Annotated in this window: 15 protein-coding genes and 1 rRNA gene; 3 read left to right on the top strand and 13 right to left on the bottom strand. The window is 51.6% G+C overall.

The window, feature by feature from the left end; translation table 11 throughout:
• Nucleotides 1–219: 219 nt before the first annotated feature.
• Nucleotides 220–2,139: a sigma-54 interaction domain-containing protein gene (locus tag HCN83_RS14055; RefSeq protein WP_168008399.1), complete on the top strand. Its 1,920-nt coding sequence runs from the start codon at nucleotides 220–222 to the stop codon at nucleotides 2,137–2,139.
• On the opposite strand, the gene HCN83_RS14060 is transcribed toward HCN83_RS14055, so the two are convergent.
• The 3 genes from HCN83_RS14060 to moaC form a co-directional block, all read right to left on the bottom strand.
• Nucleotides 2,130–3,539: an MDR family MFS transporter gene (locus tag HCN83_RS14060; RefSeq protein ID WP_168008401.1), complete on the bottom strand. Its 1,410-nt coding sequence runs from the start codon at nucleotides 3,537–3,539 to the stop codon at nucleotides 2,130–2,132. The genes HCN83_RS14055 and HCN83_RS14060 overlap by 10 nt on opposite strands.
• Before the next feature lie 149 nt (nucleotides 3,540–3,688).
• Nucleotides 3,689–4,327 carry a redox-sensing transcriptional repressor Rex gene (locus tag HCN83_RS14065; protein ID WP_168008427.1) on the bottom strand — a complete coding sequence of 213 codons (639 nt, stop codon included), beginning with the start codon at nucleotides 4,325–4,327 and terminating at the stop codon, nucleotides 3,689–3,691.
• Nucleotides 4,328–4,348: 21 nt separating this feature from the next.
• Complete coding sequence (gene moaC, locus HCN83_RS14070; protein WP_168008403.1) at nucleotides 4,349–4,843, bottom strand: cyclic pyranopterin monophosphate synthase MoaC; 495 nt, start codon at nucleotides 4,841–4,843, stop codon at nucleotides 4,349–4,351.
• Nucleotides 4,844–4,972: 129 nt separating this feature from the next.
• On the opposite strand from moaC, the gene HCN83_RS14075 reads away from it, so the two are divergent.
• The gene (locus HCN83_RS14075; protein WP_168008405.1) at nucleotides 4,973–6,883 is read left to right on the top strand and encodes an ABC-F family ATP-binding cassette domain-containing protein; all 1,911 of its coding nucleotides are present in this window, start codon (nucleotides 4,973–4,975) and stop codon (nucleotides 6,881–6,883) included.
• Nucleotides 6,884–7,025: 142 nt separating this feature from the next.
• Nucleotides 7,026–7,250 carry a hypothetical protein gene (locus tag HCN83_RS14080; protein WP_168008407.1) on the top strand — a complete coding sequence of 75 codons (225 nt, stop codon included), beginning with the start codon at nucleotides 7,026–7,028 and terminating at the stop codon, nucleotides 7,248–7,250.
• A 573-nt stretch (nucleotides 7,251–7,823) separates the two neighbouring features.
• Here the strand turns inward: HCN83_RS14080 and tsaD are convergent.
• The 10 genes from tsaD to rrf all read right to left on the bottom strand — a co-directional run.
• Nucleotides 7,824–8,834 carry a tRNA (adenosine(37)-N6)-threonylcarbamoyltransferase complex transferase subunit TsaD gene (gene tsaD, locus HCN83_RS14085; RefSeq protein WP_168008409.1) on the bottom strand — a complete coding sequence of 337 codons (1,011 nt, stop codon included), beginning with the start codon at nucleotides 8,832–8,834 and terminating at the stop codon, nucleotides 7,824–7,826.
• Nucleotides 8,831–9,280 carry a ribosomal protein S18-alanine N-acetyltransferase gene (rimI, locus tag HCN83_RS14090; RefSeq protein WP_343033743.1) on the bottom strand — a complete coding sequence of 150 codons (450 nt, stop codon included), beginning with the start codon at nucleotides 9,278–9,280 and terminating at the stop codon, nucleotides 8,831–8,833. The genes tsaD and rimI overlap by 4 nt, the downstream gene beginning before the upstream one ends.
• Nucleotides 9,270–9,971: a tRNA (adenosine(37)-N6)-threonylcarbamoyltransferase complex dimerization subunit type 1 TsaB gene (gene tsaB, locus HCN83_RS14095; protein ID WP_168008413.1), complete on the bottom strand. Its 702-nt coding sequence runs from the start codon at nucleotides 9,969–9,971 to the stop codon at nucleotides 9,270–9,272. The genes rimI and tsaB overlap by 11 nt, the downstream gene beginning before the upstream one ends.
• Nucleotides 9,968–10,417 carry a tRNA (adenosine(37)-N6)-threonylcarbamoyltransferase complex ATPase subunit type 1 TsaE gene (gene tsaE / locus HCN83_RS14100; protein ID WP_168008415.1) on the bottom strand — a complete coding sequence of 150 codons (450 nt, stop codon included), beginning with the start codon at nucleotides 10,415–10,417 and terminating at the stop codon, nucleotides 9,968–9,970. Before tsaE ends, tsaB begins: the two co-directional genes overlap by 4 nt.
• Before the next feature lie 12 nt (nucleotides 10,418–10,429).
• Complete coding sequence (gene thiL, locus HCN83_RS14105) at nucleotides 10,430–11,395, bottom strand: thiamine-phosphate kinase (RefSeq protein WP_168008417.1); 966 nt, start codon at nucleotides 11,393–11,395, stop codon at nucleotides 10,430–10,432.
• A 105-nt stretch (nucleotides 11,396–11,500) separates the two neighbouring features.
• Complete coding sequence (locus tag HCN83_RS14110; RefSeq protein ID WP_168008419.1) at nucleotides 11,501–12,649, bottom strand: trans-sulfuration enzyme family protein; 1,149 nt, start codon at nucleotides 12,647–12,649, stop codon at nucleotides 11,501–11,503.
• Between the two features lie 63 nt (nucleotides 12,650–12,712).
• Nucleotides 12,713–14,317, bottom strand: coding sequence for an ABC transporter permease (locus tag HCN83_RS14115; RefSeq protein WP_168008421.1), 1,605 nt, complete (start codon nucleotides 14,315–14,317; stop codon nucleotides 12,713–12,715).
• The gene (locus tag HCN83_RS14120; protein ID WP_168008423.1) at nucleotides 14,314–15,207 is read right to left on the bottom strand and encodes an ABC transporter ATP-binding protein; all 894 of its coding nucleotides are present in this window, start codon (nucleotides 15,205–15,207) and stop codon (nucleotides 14,314–14,316) included. The genes HCN83_RS14115 and HCN83_RS14120 overlap by 4 nt, the downstream gene beginning before the upstream one ends.
• Nucleotides 15,194–15,838, bottom strand: coding sequence for a TetR family transcriptional regulator (locus HCN83_RS14125; RefSeq protein ID WP_168008425.1), 645 nt, complete (start codon nucleotides 15,836–15,838; stop codon nucleotides 15,194–15,196). The genes HCN83_RS14120 and HCN83_RS14125 overlap by 14 nt, the downstream gene beginning before the upstream one ends.
• Before the next feature lie 211 nt (nucleotides 15,839–16,049).
• Nucleotides 16,050–16,160, bottom strand: a 5S ribosomal RNA gene (gene rrf / locus HCN83_RS14130); the annotation flags it as partial.

Here is a 16,160-nt window from a genome sequence, read left to right on the forward strand (position 1 = left end):
ATTTACTAATGCAAGTTAGGTGCCAACTTTGCAATACGACATTAAATTCGTTTCGAAAACACTCTCATTATGCAGCCATGACTGGTCTGTGGCTTTTTATTCACCTTTAAACAGCTTTGATCAGACTGAAGGAATATGCACAAAGCTTCGTTTTTTTGCTCCCCTATTTTTATGTGTTCTTATGATAAAATAGATAAAAACATATAAAGGAGAATGACGATGCTTGGATTAATTGCAGGAAGCAGGAAAACAGAAAGAGCGCTGTATTCTCAACTCGACCAGCTGCTCGGCGACTTTTTATCGATACGCTCATGCGCCCTTGATGAGGTGCCCGTCCCGGAGTGGCTGCCTCAGGCTGACTTGCTTGTTTTCTCCTCTGACTCGGTTCGAAAGGAATGGGAGCGCACGATTCCAAATAATCGCACACCTGCGATCACGGGGATCCGGACGATTGATCCGGAAGCGATAAACGTGCTGCTCCACATTGCTCCAGGCCGGGTGTTAATTGTGAACGATGACGCCCAGTCCATCCGTGAAACCGCAGAGTCCATGTATCAGCTCGGCTTGACGCACCTGATTCCGGTTGCACTTGAGACATCTAGGCTATACTACGACGGCATCGATACCGCCGTTACACCAGGCGAACCAGAAAAATGTCCTCCTTCGATTTCCACGATGGTGGATATCGGGGTCCGTCCTTTCAGTATGAAGACGCTGCTCGACATCGTCGCTTCGTTTAAGCTTCCGCTTGCTTCTCAAATTTCCGAGCGCTATCTGCAGACAATTGTGCGGCTGCAGCGGCGGCTGCTTGAAGAAGAGGAGCAGACGTCCTCGCTTATGAGTCACTACCATGATCTGCTAGATCAGGTCGACGACGCGATTCTCGCTGTCGATCATTCGGGTCTCATTACCGCAGCGAATAAGCGCATGGCAGCCTTCTGCGGCATGCAGGAAACGACCTTGCTCGGCCGGAGTGCCGCCGACGTGCTTACCGCCACGCCTGCCGGTGAATTTTTAACGAGCGACAACAGTCGTCAGACCGTATCCGGCGAGGATGATGAATATGTACTTTATAAAACGGATACGGGTTCCGGCACGATTATGACGATGAAAAGTGTGGAAACAGCATTTGAAGTCGAACAGACGGCGAAACGGGCCAAGCAGGACGGCCTCCGCCCGCAGTATACGCTTGACGACATCATCGCCCGCGACCCGGAAATGGTCCGCGCAAAAGAAGCAGCGCGTAAAATGGCTGCGTCGCTCCATCCGGTGATTCTGCAGGGGGAAACGGGAGTCGGAAAAGAGCTGTTTGCCCACGCCGTGCATCATAACTCCCCTGTCTGGCAGGGCCCGTTTTTCGCTGTAAATGCCGGGGCGATGACGGAGAGCCTGCTGCTTAGCGAGCTGTTCGGCTATGAAGAGGGGACGTTTACCGGTGCGCAAAAAGGCGGCCGCCGCGGTCTGTTTGAGCTCGCCTCAGGCGGCACGCTTTTCTTGGATGAAATCGGGGATTTGAGCCCAAACGTACAAGGTCAGCTGCTGCGTGTGCTCCAGGAGGGCGAAATCCGCCGCGTTGGCGGCAGCCGCAACATTCCCGTAGACGTACGAATTGTGACCGCAACGAACAAAGTGCTCGATCAGGAAGTGGAGCAGGGCCGTTTCCGGTCAGATCTCGTATACCGGCTGCGCGTCCTCCCGCTCACGATCCCGCCTCTTCGTGAACGAAAAGAAGATCTGCCGCTCTTAGTGGAAGCTTTTTTACCGGAAGGAAAAAGGCTTTCCAAAGCCGCTCTCGAAGCACTGACCTCCTACAGCTGGCCGGGCAACATCCGCGAGTTGAAAAGCTGCCTCGCTTATGCCGTGACGCTTGGCGGTGATGTGATTTCCACAAATGATCTGCCAGCAACAGTATTAACCCGTCCTGCAAGCAGTATGACGCCCGATCACCTGAGGATTCTTGACTCGCTTCGCGACGGGACACGTAAAAGCTTAAAGCAGCTGGAGCAGGAAGCTTCTCCGCTCACGCTCCAGCAAATACGGCGTCTCGTCAACGAGCTTGACCGCGAAGGGCTGATTCAAAAAGGGCGCGGGCGGATCGGTTCCCAGATCACCCACGCCGGTATGGCGGTTTATGACTGACGCTGCTGGCGCCTGTGCTCTCTTCCGAGCAAAATGCCTGCCGGAATCGACAGAAAGCCGAGCACAGCAACAATCAGAAAGCCTTCATTGATTGCAGTGAGACTGGCCTGCTCGAGTGTACTGCCGTTTACAGCCATGATCTGGCCGCGGCGCACTTCAAAATAGATGGAGACGAATACGATCCCGAACGCTGAGCTCATTTGCCGGAAGACGTTGTTCATAGCTGAACCTCGGGACACAAACTTTTCCGGTATCGCGTTCATGCCAGCCGTTGTTGCCGGCATTTGCGCAAGCCCCATGCCGATCCCGCGCACCGCGTTCACCGCAATCACGATCCAGACAGCCGTTTCCAGCTGCATAAACCCGAGCACGGCCGTTCCGACTGCCATGATCGACAGCCCGGCGGTGACGGGAAGAGCCGGGCCGATTTTATCGAGCATCCTGCCTCCGACCGTCATAAAGATGCCGGACAAAAGAGCTGCCGGCAAAAATGCCAGACCGGTCATCACGGCACCGAGGCCGTACACGTTCTGAATGAGCAGCGGGATTAAAAAGATGCCGCTGAAGAGCATAATCGAGCTGATCATCGCCACAACAACGCTGTACGTGTACGCTCTTGCCTGAAAAACAGACAGATCGAGCAGAGGCTGCGGACTTTTCAGCTCTATCCGTGTAAACAGAACGAGCAGTGCCAGCCCGACTGCGACGAGCGAGAGATTGACCGGATTATACAACTGCGCAAGCTCATTCATACGCCCTAGCGCAAACAGAATCGCGCCGACTCCGGCTGTCACGGTTAGAAAGCCCGGCAGGTCGAAGCGAATATCATCGACCTTTTTCGTCTGCCTGAGATAGCGCCAGGAGAAGGCGAGACCTAATATCCCGGTTGGCAGGTTGCAGAGAAAGAGCCACTCCCACGTGCCAAATTCAATGATAAATCCGCCGAGCGTTGGACCGATGGTCGGGGCCATCATCGCAGCGATGCCCCAGACGCCAGTGGCAAGTCCCCGCTCTCCTTTTGGAAACACTTCAAAAATAAGCGCAAGTGAGAGCGGCATCATAATACCGCCCCCGACTCCTTGCAGGCCGCGGAAGAAAATAAGCGAGCTTAAATCCCACGACATCGAACCGAGCACCGAGCCGGTTAAAAAAATCGCCAGTCCGACCATGAACAGTTGTTTTTTACCGAATTTATCGCCTAAATAGCCGGTCAGCGGCATCGTCATGCCCATCACAACCATAAAAATTGTGATCACCCAGCCGGTTGCAACAGCTCCGGAATCGAACACTTCCATCAAGTGCGGAACAGCAGGATTCAGCATGCTGTTATTTAAAATTACCGTAAATGTACCGAGCAGCACGGATATGACGACGAGCCACTTTTGAGGTATGCGTGCCATGATGTCACCTTCATTTTTCTTTCGATTAACGAATCTTTTTCTATCCTATCATAAAGCACGCCCCTCTGCCCTGAGCGGTGATTAAGAGCCGGGCTTCCTGCATGATAAAAACCGCCCCGTTTCCGGGACGGCTCAGCTTCCTCCATCGTTTAAGAGAGCGGATAATGCTTCATGAAATAAATCAGCGACTGCAGTTCAACAGAAAGGTCGATGTGGTGGACGCGGACGTGGTCCGGGAGCGACAATCTTGCCGGTGTGAAATTTAAAATACCTTTGATGCCGGCTTCCACAAGCTCTTCTGCAATCCCCTGTGCATGCTGGGACGGCACGGTCAGAATCGCCACTTCCACTTTTCCTTCGATATGTTTAACGAGATCTTTAAAATGATGCACCGGCACCTCGCCAATCACTTCTCCTACAATCGATTCGTCCACATCAAACGCCATTTCGATCCGGGTGTTGTTGCTTTTGCTGAAGTTGTATTTTAAGAAGGCTGTTCCGAGATTTCCGACGCCGACAAGCGCAACCTGCGTCAGCTCATCCTGATCGAGCGTTTTACGGAAAAATGAAAGCAGGTAGCTGACATTGTAGCCATAGCCTTTTTTCCCTAGCGCGCCGAAGTAGGAAAAATCACGGCGGATCGTAGCCGAGTCCACTTTCACTGCCTCACTGAGCTCAGACGACGATACGCGGTGCTTACCGGAAGCCTGCAGCCCTTCTAAAAACCGGTAGTAAAGCGGCAGCCGTTTTGCGGTCGCCTGCGGTATTTTTGCCTGATCAATATCCATCATTCCATTTCCCCCTGTCCTTTAGCGGTCGTTGCTCTCTCGTGAGAAGTCGCCGCTTTTGCCGCCTGTTTTTTCTTTCAGGTAGGTCGGACCAATGACCATCCCTTTATCCACGGCCTTGCACATATCGTAAACCGTAAGCGCTGTGGCAGAGGCGCATGTTAACGCTTCCATTTCGACACCGGTTCTGCCTGTCGTTTTTACAGCTGCTTCTATCTTCAGTGTATATGTTTGCTCCTTCACAATCCAGTCGAAAGCAACGTCCACGCCTGAAAGAGGGAGCGGATGGCACATCGGAATGATATCAGCCGTGTTTTTAGCTGCCATGATTCCGGCAATTTGCGCCACTTGCAGCACGTCACCTTTTCCGATTTGGCCGGCCCGGATCTTTGTATATATCTCTTCATTTACTTCCACGCTGGATATCGCCCGGGCGGTCCGCTTTGTGATCTCCTTATCGGAAATATCGACCATGCGTGCACGGCCTTCTTCATTAAAGTGTGTTAAATCACTCATGCTTCCACCTCACATTTCCATCATCCATTGTACACTATTCGCTATTTCAATGCATGCTTTGCCTGTGCAGGACAGCTCATGTACACTGTAGTAGGAGAAGAATGAACTGACAGAAGAGGATGAACCGCCATGATATTACTGCAATGCTCGCAGCTGTCCAAGTTTTTTGGATCTGAACAGGTGCTGGCAAACGTGAAAATGGAAATTAAAAGCCGTGAACGGATCGCCCTCGTCGGCCGGAACGGAGCTGGAAAATCGACTTTGCTGCGCGTATTCTCCGGCGAATACGAACATGACGACGGGCATCTCATGATTCCAAAGGAAGTGTCCATCGGCTACCTGGCCCAGGACAGCGGTCTGCACTCAGAACGCTCCATCTGGGAAGAGATGCTGACGGTATTTACCGAGCTCCGGGCAATGGAAAAGGAGCTTCGCCGGCTTGAAGAAAAAATGGCCGCAGGCGGCGAAAAAGTGCTCGCCGAATATGATCAGCTGCAGCTTCAATTTCAGCAGCGCGGCGGCTTTCAGTACGAAGCCGATATCCGCAGCATATTAACCGGTCTGCACTTTCAGTCGTTCGATTACGATACACCCGTTTCGTCCCTGAGCGGCGGTCAGAAAACAAGGCTCGCACTCGGAAAACTGCTGCTGTCACGGCCGGATCTGCTGATTCTCGATGAGCCGACCAACCACCTGGACATCGAGACGCTGACATGGCTTGAAGGGTATTTGAGCAGCTATGACGGCGCCGTCCTGATCGTGTCCCACGACCGCTATTTTCTCGATAAGGTCGTCGATACCGTCTATGAGCTGTCGTTTCAGCGAACACACCGGTTTACCGGCAACTACTCCAGTTACCTTGATCAGAAAGCGAAACAGCTCGAACTCGACATGAAGCAGTACGAGAAGCAGCAGGATGAAAAAAAGAAGCTGGAAGACTTCGTACAGCGCAATCTGGCACGAGCTTCTACGAGCAACCGCGCGAAAAGCCGCCGCAAACAGCTGGAGCGGATGGATTTAATGGACCGGCCGAAAGATGATGATAAATCAGCTTCCTTCCGCTTTCAGATCGATCGGCAGAGCGGCAACGATGTACTGCAGCTTGACGATGTATCCGTCCGTTACAAGCCTGATCAGCCGCTGATCGACCATATCACCGCACGACTCACAAGAGGTGAGAGCGTCGCGCTCCTTGGTCCGAATGGAATTGGCAAATCGAGTCTGCTTAAAGCAGTCACGGGCGCTATTCAGCCTCATGCGGGGACGATTCGTCTCGGGAGTAACGTATCGATCGGCTACTACGATCAGGAGCAGACCGAACTCACTTCCAGTAAAACCGTGCTGCAGGAGCTGTGGGATCATTATCCTCACGTAAATGAGAAGGATATTCGCACTGTGCTCGGTAATTTCCTGTTCAGCGGAGACGATGTGCTGAAGCAGGTACAGGATTTAAGCGGCGGGGAAAAAGCCCGGGTCGCGCTCGCTAAGCTGATGATGAAAAAAGCCAATCTGCTCATTCTCGATGAGCCGACGAACCACCTTGATCTCGACAGCAAGGAAGTACTGGAGAATGCCCTCATCGACTATCCAGGTACGATTCTGTTTGTCTCTCACGACCGCTACTTCGTCAATCGAATGGCGACGAGAATCATTGAACTGACGAACAGCTCGGCAATCAGCTATCTCGGAGATTATGACTACTATGCAGAAAAAAAGCAGGAGCAGCAGGAGCTCGCCCGTATCAAAGCCGAGGAGTCGCCTGTGGACGTCGCTTCGCAGCCGTCTGCAAAAGCCGATTTTAAAGCTGGAAAAGCCCGTCAAAAAGAGGTTCGGCAGCTGACGAGGCGAATTGAGGAGCTCGAGCAGGCTATCGAACAGGAAGAAGCGGCTATTGAAGAAATCGAGGCGCTCTTATGCGAGCCTGACGTTTATCAGGACCACGAGCGTACGCTGGAGCTGAATGGTCAGCTTGAGCAAATAAACAGCCGTCTGGAAGAGTGGATGAATGAATGGGAAACGCTGCAGGAACAGCTGGATTAACGCAAAGGAACGGCGAATAATCGCCGTTCCTTTCAGGCTGTTGACAAAGTCAATCAGCTTACATGATTATTCGATTGATTGTATTTCCCCTCTGTTTACCGGCGGAAGCTTGCCATGGGCTTGTCTTCAGCTATTTCTCGGGGTGACCCCTGAGAAAGGATCTTCAGACTGCGCTGATTCCACAGGCGTCCCCGCCGGACACATCGGGGAAACGGCTCTGCTTGTTGGAGAACAACGTCACAACAGACAGACACGACTGTTTTTTTATGTTTATCATGAATTCGATGAAGGACTGGCATCCCTATTTAACATCGAAACGTCTGATCTGGGGGGGCTATCCATATGGAACCGGATCGTGCCTTCATAACCAGCACATGAAACGCACTGCCAGATGCCGGCATCGAAGGATCTCGACTCCGGGAGGATCAGAACGAGGCGAAGATCCAGCGCTTCCGACAGCAGGAGGAATCGGTTAGCTGAGGCCGTTCCCTCCGGAAAGCGAGCGTCCGCAGATACAGGCAGATGCAACGTTATTCACTTAAAATGACTTTATCCACACTCTGGAAGGAACGGTGAATAATCGCCGTTCCTTTTTATGTTGTCCACAGGCTGAACGCGTTCACAAAGTTACTCACAGTTCGTGACGCGAGTCAATACAAAAATGGTCACCTATTCACAGTTATCAACGTTATCCCCAGACTTATGCACATTTCATCGGCTCAGGAAACGCATTTTGATTTAGTTACTCACATTATCCACAGTTATCCACATATTTTCTGTTAACAACTTGAACCCTTCTACGGTGGGAATGTATCCGTTTTATTCACATTATCCACAGAACCTTAACAATTTATACACATACAAGATAAAGGTCCTGCTTTCACCCTGACAAAAGAATGAGCCGCCCTTTGAAGGACGGCTCGCTCTACGTATGATTGCTTCAGCTGATCGATAGTCCGGGCACACCGTTTAAGCGATCATCAGCAAAACGACCTTGCTGATAGCGTACATAGGCCGCTGCTCCGATCATGGCAGCATTATCTGTGCACAAGGAAAGCGGCGGAATGGTTAGCGCCCACCCTTCTTTAGCTGCCGTTTTTTCCAGCTCTTTTCGCAGACCGCTGTTAGCTGCTACGCCGCCTGCGAGCACAAGCCGGTTGACGCCGTACTGTCTGGAGGCAGCAATCGTTTTCCCGACCAGAACCTCAATTACGGACTGCTGAAATCCGGCTGCAAGCGCTCCGGGATCAACGATTTCCCCTTTTTGTTTTGCATTATGAAGCGTATTGATTACAGCTGACTTTAAGCCGCTGAAGCTGAAATCGAGCGATCCTTCTTCAAGCCAGGCACGCGGCAGCTCCACTGCTTCATCAGAGGAAGCCGCGAGCTTATCAATTTCCGGTCCACCAGGATACGGAAGTCCGAGAGTTCGTGCGACTTTATCATATGCCTCTCCGACCGCATCGTCTCGCGTACGTCCGATAACCTCAAACGAACCGTGTTCCTTCATATAAATAAGCTCAGTATGTCCGCCGGAGACGACAAGGGAGAGCAGTGGAAACTGCAGCGGCTCTACGAGATGATTGGCGTAAACGTGGCCTGCAATATGGTGCACACCAATCACCGGCAGACCATGAGCGAACGCTACTGCTTTCGCCGCATTGACACCGATCAGCAGCGCCCCGACGAGACCGGGACCCTCCGTTACTGCAATAGCATGCAAATCCTGGAACGTCAGATTCGCCTCGTTCAGCGCTTCTTCCATAATAACTGTAATTTGCTCCACATGATGGCGTGAGGCGATTTCCGGAACAACCCCGCCAAACCGCTTATGCGATTCCATCTGGGAGGCGATGACACTGCTGATAACAGTCGTGCCGTTTTCAATCACTGCTGCTGCGGTTTCATCACAGCTCGTTTCCACCGCCAGAATCCGTATGTTCTCGTTCATAGTTTCACCCACATAACCAATGCATCCTCCTGATTATCCGTATAATATCGCTTGCGAATTCCTCCAGGTTCAAATCCGTATTTTTTGTACATGGCCTGTGCCGGATGATTGGATACCCGCACTTCCAGGCTCAGTCTTTCTGCTCCAAGCGTACGGGACATTTCCATCGCACTCTGAAGCAGATTTTCCCCGACTCCCTGCTGCCGGAATTCCGGATCAACGGCTATGTTAGTAATGTTCGCATTTTCGACGACTACCCAGAGGCCGCAGTACCCGATCACCTTATGTTTATGGACTGCAACAAAATAATAGGCAAACTGATTTTTCGTCAGCTCCTGCCAAAACGCATCACGCGTCCAGGGTGTCGAAAAGCAGCGTTTTTCTACGTCCATCACTTCTTCAATATCAATGGTATCCATCATTCGGATTTCTGCTTTAGCCATGATCACTCTGCCTTTTCTGCCAGTTCGCTTCTGCCTCTGCCAGACGGAGATACTGTGGAACGAACGTATGAATATCTTCAGCAGTTCTGCCCCGGCTTGCTGCCCATACCCCGGACGGTTTGACTGTATGAACCGGTCCAGCCGCTTCAACCAACAGGCTGCCAAGCTTCTCCTGCAGCAGTTCCCTGTGTTTATCAAGATCAGGGCTCAGTGCAAGCACCGGCCGGCCTTCTTCAGCAAGACGTGTCAGCCGTTCATCAAGCATTACCATGCTGTCCGCTTCAACCTGATAAACAGCACCGCCCCCTGATTCGTAAAGACCGGCAAATGCCTGCCCCCTTCTTGCATCGAAAAAGGTCAGAATCCTGGCGCTGCTCCATAATCCGTTATAAGCGAGCGCCTCAAGCGATGACACGCCGTAAAGCGGCTTCTGCAAAGCCCACGCCATGCTTTTTGCCGTCGTTACTCCGATTCGTACCCCGGTATAAGAACCGGGACCGGCGGCGACTGCAATTCCGTCAAGCTCTTCCGGCCGTACTCCGGCATCTTCCATCACACAGCGTACAGCCGGCATCAGCCGGACCGAATGGTTTTCTTTTTTAGTGGAAACGTATTCTGCAAGCGTCTCGTCTCCGTCATACAGGCCGACGCTCAGCACATAGGTAGACGTATCCACTGTTAACAGCTTTCTCATATCCAATCCTCCAAAAGCTGTCCGGCCCTTGAGCCGAACGCTTCAGCCGTCATGGTGCGTTCGGATGGCCCGTCATAGCGGATCGTCACCTGAAGGCGCTCTTTCGGCAGTATATCGTCAATCATTTCCGGCCATTCTACAAGGAGCACACCATGCTCCAGATAGTCATCAAGCCCAAGCTCTTCCATGCTGTCTTCAAGCCGGTAGGCATCCATATGATAAAATGGATGCCTCCCTTCGTACTCTTTCATAATCGTAAACGTCGGACTGTTAATTAATTCAGTCACTCCAAATGCAGCACCAAGTGCTTTGGTGAACGTTGTTTTTCCTGCGCCAAGATCTCCGGAAAGTGCAATCAGGTCACCTGGCTTTAACAGTGCCGCAAGCGTTTCGGCAGCGGCTTTCGTCTCTTCCTCTGAAGCTGAATGCCATTGCTTTCTCACCACTGTGATCCCCCTCTAAAAATGCGAGTAACCGCCTCCGGTCAGGCGCTCCCTTTTTCCGTTCCGTTCGATTACTACCTGTGCGTTTCCTTCTTCAACAAACCCGATTCTATATAGCGGCAGCTCTTGTTCCGCGCACGTTTTCTCCAGGCCGAGGTAATCTGCCTCCGAAGCTGCTCCGATCAGCACAAAATCCTCGCCTCCGCGAAGCATCCAGTCTTCAAGCTTCGAGCTTTCCGCCTGAATGCCTGTTTCCGGAAGCCGTTCGCGAATGATCGTAACAGCCACATTGCTTGCTTCTGCGATCTCCTCAGCCTCATGGGCGATACCGTCGCTGACATCATTAATGGCAACACGCAGCCCGCTTTCTGCAAACACGCGACCATACTCAACGTGCGGAACCGGGTATTGATGCGCTTCTATATCCCGCTCTTTGCTCCAGGCTGATTTCCCTTGCGCTAACAGCCGGCTTAAACCAGCTGCTGCCAGTCCGACCGGCCCCGTCAGAAACAAAACGTCTCCTGGCCTCGCGCTGCTGCGAAGCAGCCTGCGATCCTGCTCCACTCGCCCGATCACCGTAATGGTAAGCACCAGTCCGTTTCCAGTCGAGATCGTATCTCCGCCGATCAAATCCATGCTGTAAGCATCGCCAAGCCGCTTCATGCCTGCATACACCGGATCCAGCTCTGACAGTTTCCAGCCCGTTGCAGGGATGGCCGCCGACACGAGATAATAGAGCGGCACAGCCCCCATCGCTGCCAGATCGCTGACGTTCGCTGCAAGCAGCTTGTACCCTACTGCATCCAGCGGCATCGTATCTTTCGTAAAATGGACCCCTTCGCTGAATGAATCCACTGCCGTGACCATGTCCCACCCGTTCCGGGGGCGGAATACAGCAGCGTCGTCTCCGATTCCCTGGATCACGCTGCTTCGATGATGGTGCGTTGGTGCAATGGAACGAATCCAGTCAAATTCATTCATGTCAGGCGGCCCCTCTCTGCAGATATCGCTTCTCATTATATCAATACGGGACGCAGATGAAAAGCGTGCCAAAGCAGATTATGTCTGCTTCGGCACGCCCTTTAATTACGCCTTGATATTAGTCAATGTTCGTTTGACAGCTTGTTCAAACGCTTCAATAATATCGCGTTCGTCTTCAATACCAACTGATATCCGGATCATCTGATCTGTCACACCGAGTGCTTCCCGTTGTTCACGCGGAAGCGGACGATGAGAGGTTGCTGCCGGATACGTCACCGAGGTTTCCAGTCCGGCGAGAGTCGGAACGACTTTGACCCAGCCGAGGCTTTTAGAGAAGCTCATAATATCCAGATGATCAGCCAGTTCGATCGTCACGATCGCTCCATTCCCATCCGGTGAGGCCGCCTTAGGATAATAAACGCTTTCGATCCCTTCCAGACGTTCAAGTGCTTTCGCAAGTGACGCAGCGTTGCGGCACTGACGCTCCATTCGGAGACTGAGCGTTTTTAAGCCACGGACTCCGAGCCAGGCATCCATTGGTCCGATGTTGCTGCCGAGCATGGCAACTCTCGCCCGTGCCTTTTCTATCAGCTCTCTGCTTCCCGTAACCACCCCAGCCGTTACGTCACTGTGGCCGCCGATATATTTCGTGGCGCTGTGGACGACGATATCTGCCCCGCTCTCATGCGGGCGGATCAGGTAAGGGGTCGCAAACGTGTTGTCAATCATGAGCTTTATTCCTTTAGAAGAAGCGATTTGTGCGAGTCCGTCTATATCTTCGACACGAAGAAGCGGGTTCGTGATCGATTCTGAATAAAGCAGGACGGTGTTGTCCTTCACAGCGGCTTCAATATCTTCACGGTTCTCCATGTTTACAAAGCTGACCTCAATCCCGAATCGCTGCAGCTCCGCAGAAAACAACGACCACGTTCCCCCGTAAAGATCCTCTGTCGCTATGATATGATCCCCGTTCTCAGCAACAGCAAGCACCCCCGCTAAAATCGCGGAAAGTCCGGAAGCAGAGGCTGCCCCCATGTCAGCTCCTTCCAGCTCAGCTGTGCCTCTGCCGAGATCATCGCTGTTCGGATTGCCCATCCTCGTATATAAATACGATTTATCTCCGCTGAAATAGGATTCCATATCTTCAAAATCGGTAAAGGTGAAAGCCGATGTCTGGTATATCGGTTTCGTTTTGCTTACTTCAGATGCCTGCTCTTTTGCTGGGAAATGTACGTTTTTTGTATGGAAATACATGATGCGGTCCCTCCAGTTGATTCACTATTGCTCTATCATACCGATTTTTACGAAAAGATACAATCATCCCTGCTGCAAATCGCGCCGTCCGAATCCGATATAAGCGCCAGCTGTCAGCACGAGTGCTGCAGCCACCAATCCGGCTGTCGGCAGTATAGCGGCTGATTCTACTGGAACGGCAGGAACATAGCCGAATGGGGTAAGCCGATCCATCCAGTCTGGAAACTGAAACAAATTTCCCATATAAACGATGACGAACGAGGCTGCTAAATAGCCCCAGACAATACTTGTAAATGCCGGGACCCATCCGATCAGCAGGGCAGCCGTCGCTGTCATGACCAGCACAGCTGGTAAATAAGCCATTCCTGCTCCGTAATACTCCATAAACGGCCGGCCCTCTTCGATGACTGCCACTGCTGCTGCTCCAAGCCCCGCTGAGGTTGCTGAGAGCATGATAACAGACGTCAGTAAAGCAGGCACCATGTATGAAGTAAGCAGTTTACCCCTGGAAACAGCAAGACTGACAATCGGTTCAATTCGCTGTTTCTTCTCTTCAGATCGAAGCTTCGTCAGCTGCATAACAGTCGGAACGGATGCCATGATCGCCATGATTACAAATAAGACACTTAAAAACTGATCAGTTAAACTGAGACCCTCTACAGCCGGAAGAAAGTCCTCCATAAAATCAATGTCCGAGAAAAACAAATCAATATCGCCAAGCACCGAACCGTACGTCACGCCAAGCAGGAACAGTGAAGCGGTCCAAACGAGAATGCTCGTACGCTGCAGACGCATCTGCAGGCCGATTGGGGATAAAAGCGATTTTCTGGCACGGCTTCTGCCAGCCTTCGAATGAAGCAGTCCGCTGCCCACATCCCTGCCGGCGGCAAGCCAAAGCCCTGCTGTTATTGCCAGAGTGGATGCAAAAAGCGTAAGAAGGAGCGGCCAAACGTAATTGTTTACGTAAGTTTCTGCGGCAAGCAGCCAGCCAAAAGGGGAAAACCACGTCAATATATCCACGCTGATATCACCGACAGCCCGCACGGCATACGCCCCTACTGCGGCAATAATAGCCATTCCGGAAGCAGCTCGCGCTGTTTCCGCAAGCTGAGCGGTAATAAAGGTGACACCGGTGAAAAACAGGCTCGTCAATGTCAGCACGGCTCCATAGTGAAGCGAGCCAGCCCAGTTCATTCCTTCTAAACCAAGCAAACCGAGTCCGACTGCATTTGCCAATCCAATCGCACCAGACAGCATCGTCATGACAAGCAGTGCCGACATCAGCGGAGCAGATCTGCCAACCGCGAGTGCCCGGACCATTTCAGTTCTGCCTTCCTCTTCATCCGCACGTGTATAACGGATGGTGAGCAGCACAGCCATGATCGCGATTATCAAAGCCGTCAGTCCTAACATTTGATGTGCCATCATCGGTCCGTACGTATAATCATCTAAGCCGTGTCCCGGTCCGACCAGGGCTGTCACAGCAGGATTGATCATGGAAATAGCCAGCTGTTCCCGTTCTGTTTCCGTCGTATACAGGCCGGGAAACGCCGCTGCCGTTAGCAGAGTCGCAGCAGTGATGACGGACAGCCAGCCTGTCAGTCTGATCCGGTCACGCCTTAATAACAGCTTCGTCAATCTCCAGGTCCGGTCGAATGGGGACATCATGGTGCCTGCCTCCCTTCTTCGTAGTAACGAAGAAACAAATCCTCCAGCGTCGGCGGACGGCTTTCAAGATGCTTAATGCCAAATTCAGTTAGGTACGCTATGACAGCGCCTGAATGTTCTGTATCTACTTGAAACGTTAATTTAGAGCTTTCCCGCTTTACGTCGTACACTCCAGCCTGTTTTTCCAGTGACACGACGTCACGCTTTGTTTCAACCTCCATGGTCATTCGTGTTAAATGACGAAGGTCGGAAAGACTTCCAGTTTCAATCATCGTACCATCGCGGATGATCCCCACTCTGTCGCAAAGTTTTTCCACCTCAGAAAGAATGTGGCTGGACAGAAGGACGCTCTTGCCTTCAGCCCGGATCTCTCGTACACATTCCTGAAAAATCCGTTCCATCAGCGGATCAAGACCTGACGTAGGTTCATCAAATAAGTACAGATCTGCAAAGGAGGCAAACGCTCCGATCAGCGCCACTTTCTGCCGGTTTCCTTTAGAATACGTCCGGCATTTTTTCGTCGGATCAAGCTGAAAACGGTCGATCAGCTGATCCCGCTTGTTACGGTCCCCTCCTCCGCCAAGCTCAATCAGGAGATCGATGACTTCCCCGCCAGTTAAATTGGGCCACAGATGGACGTCGCCGGGCACATATGCTGTATGGCGGTGAATAACGGGCGCCTGCTTCCATACATCCTGTCCAAAGATCTCAGCTGTTCCTGTCGATGCTTTTATCATACCTAGCAACACTCGAATCGTCGTGGATTTTCCCGAGCCGTTAGGTCCGATAAATCCGAACACTTCTCCTTTATTTACGGAAAAAGTAACATCCTGCAGAGCCTGGACTCGTCCAAACGTTTTGGATATCCCCTTCAGTTCAACCATTGCCATCACACTCATCCCCCTTGTAATAAACGGTTCGCAGTGTCTGTAAATAATGATGAAACTCATCCCAGTAAGACGTCATATTGATGTGTTGAAACGTCTCTCCCTTGAGACGGGCCATCAGATCCTGCTCGTAGCCATTGATCGACCACAAAATCAGCTTCAGCGCCGTTTCTGGGTCAACATCGCTGCGAAAAAGAGAATAATCAATCCCGCTGAACATTCTTTCCTTCGTCTGCTGCTGCATGTGCAAAATTTGCTGTCTTTGCTCTTCCGGTAAAGAATCTAAATCATTCAGCAGAATACTTCCAAGAAAATAAAAGGATTCGGGATCTTCGAGGAATGCTTCCAGCTTTTTACGAGATGCCTGCTCGTAGCGGCTGATTACGTCCGGTATATCCCAGTCAATTTCTTCAATATAACGAATTGCCGCAGCAAGTGATCGTTCCACTAAATAAAGAAAAAGCTTTTGCTTGCTTTTAAAATAATAAAACAGCATTCCTTTTCCTATTCCAGCTTCTTCTACGATTCGATTCGTCGAGGCTTTTTTATAGGTTTCGCTTGTGAATTCACGGTAGGCAGCATTGATAATCTGACGTTGTTTGCTGTCATCCAGCTTCGCAAATTTATCGTTCACATCATCGCCTCACTTTTGCGACCAGATCGGTCTACCATATTTTTCTTTATTGTACGCTTATCGACCACTCTGGTCAATCATATTTGAAAAAGGTTTTGCTGCAAATGAAGGAGGAGATTACACGGGAGCTGAATAGGAATTATTAGAACGCAAAAAAAGAGGGTGCCGCCCGGGAACCAGGGTCTGGTTCCGGGCGACACCCTCTCAGGTGACCCAGCAACGTCCTACTTTCGCAGGGGGAGAGCCCCCAACTATCATCGGCGCTGGTGAGCTTAACTTCCGTGTTCGGCATGGGAACGGGTGTGACCTCACCGCTGTCGCT

Source organism: Alkalicoccus luteus (genome assembly GCF_012034335.1).
GTDB classification, from domain to species: Bacteria; Bacillota; Bacilli; order Bacillales; family Salisediminibacteriaceae; genus Alkalicoccus; species Alkalicoccus luteus_A.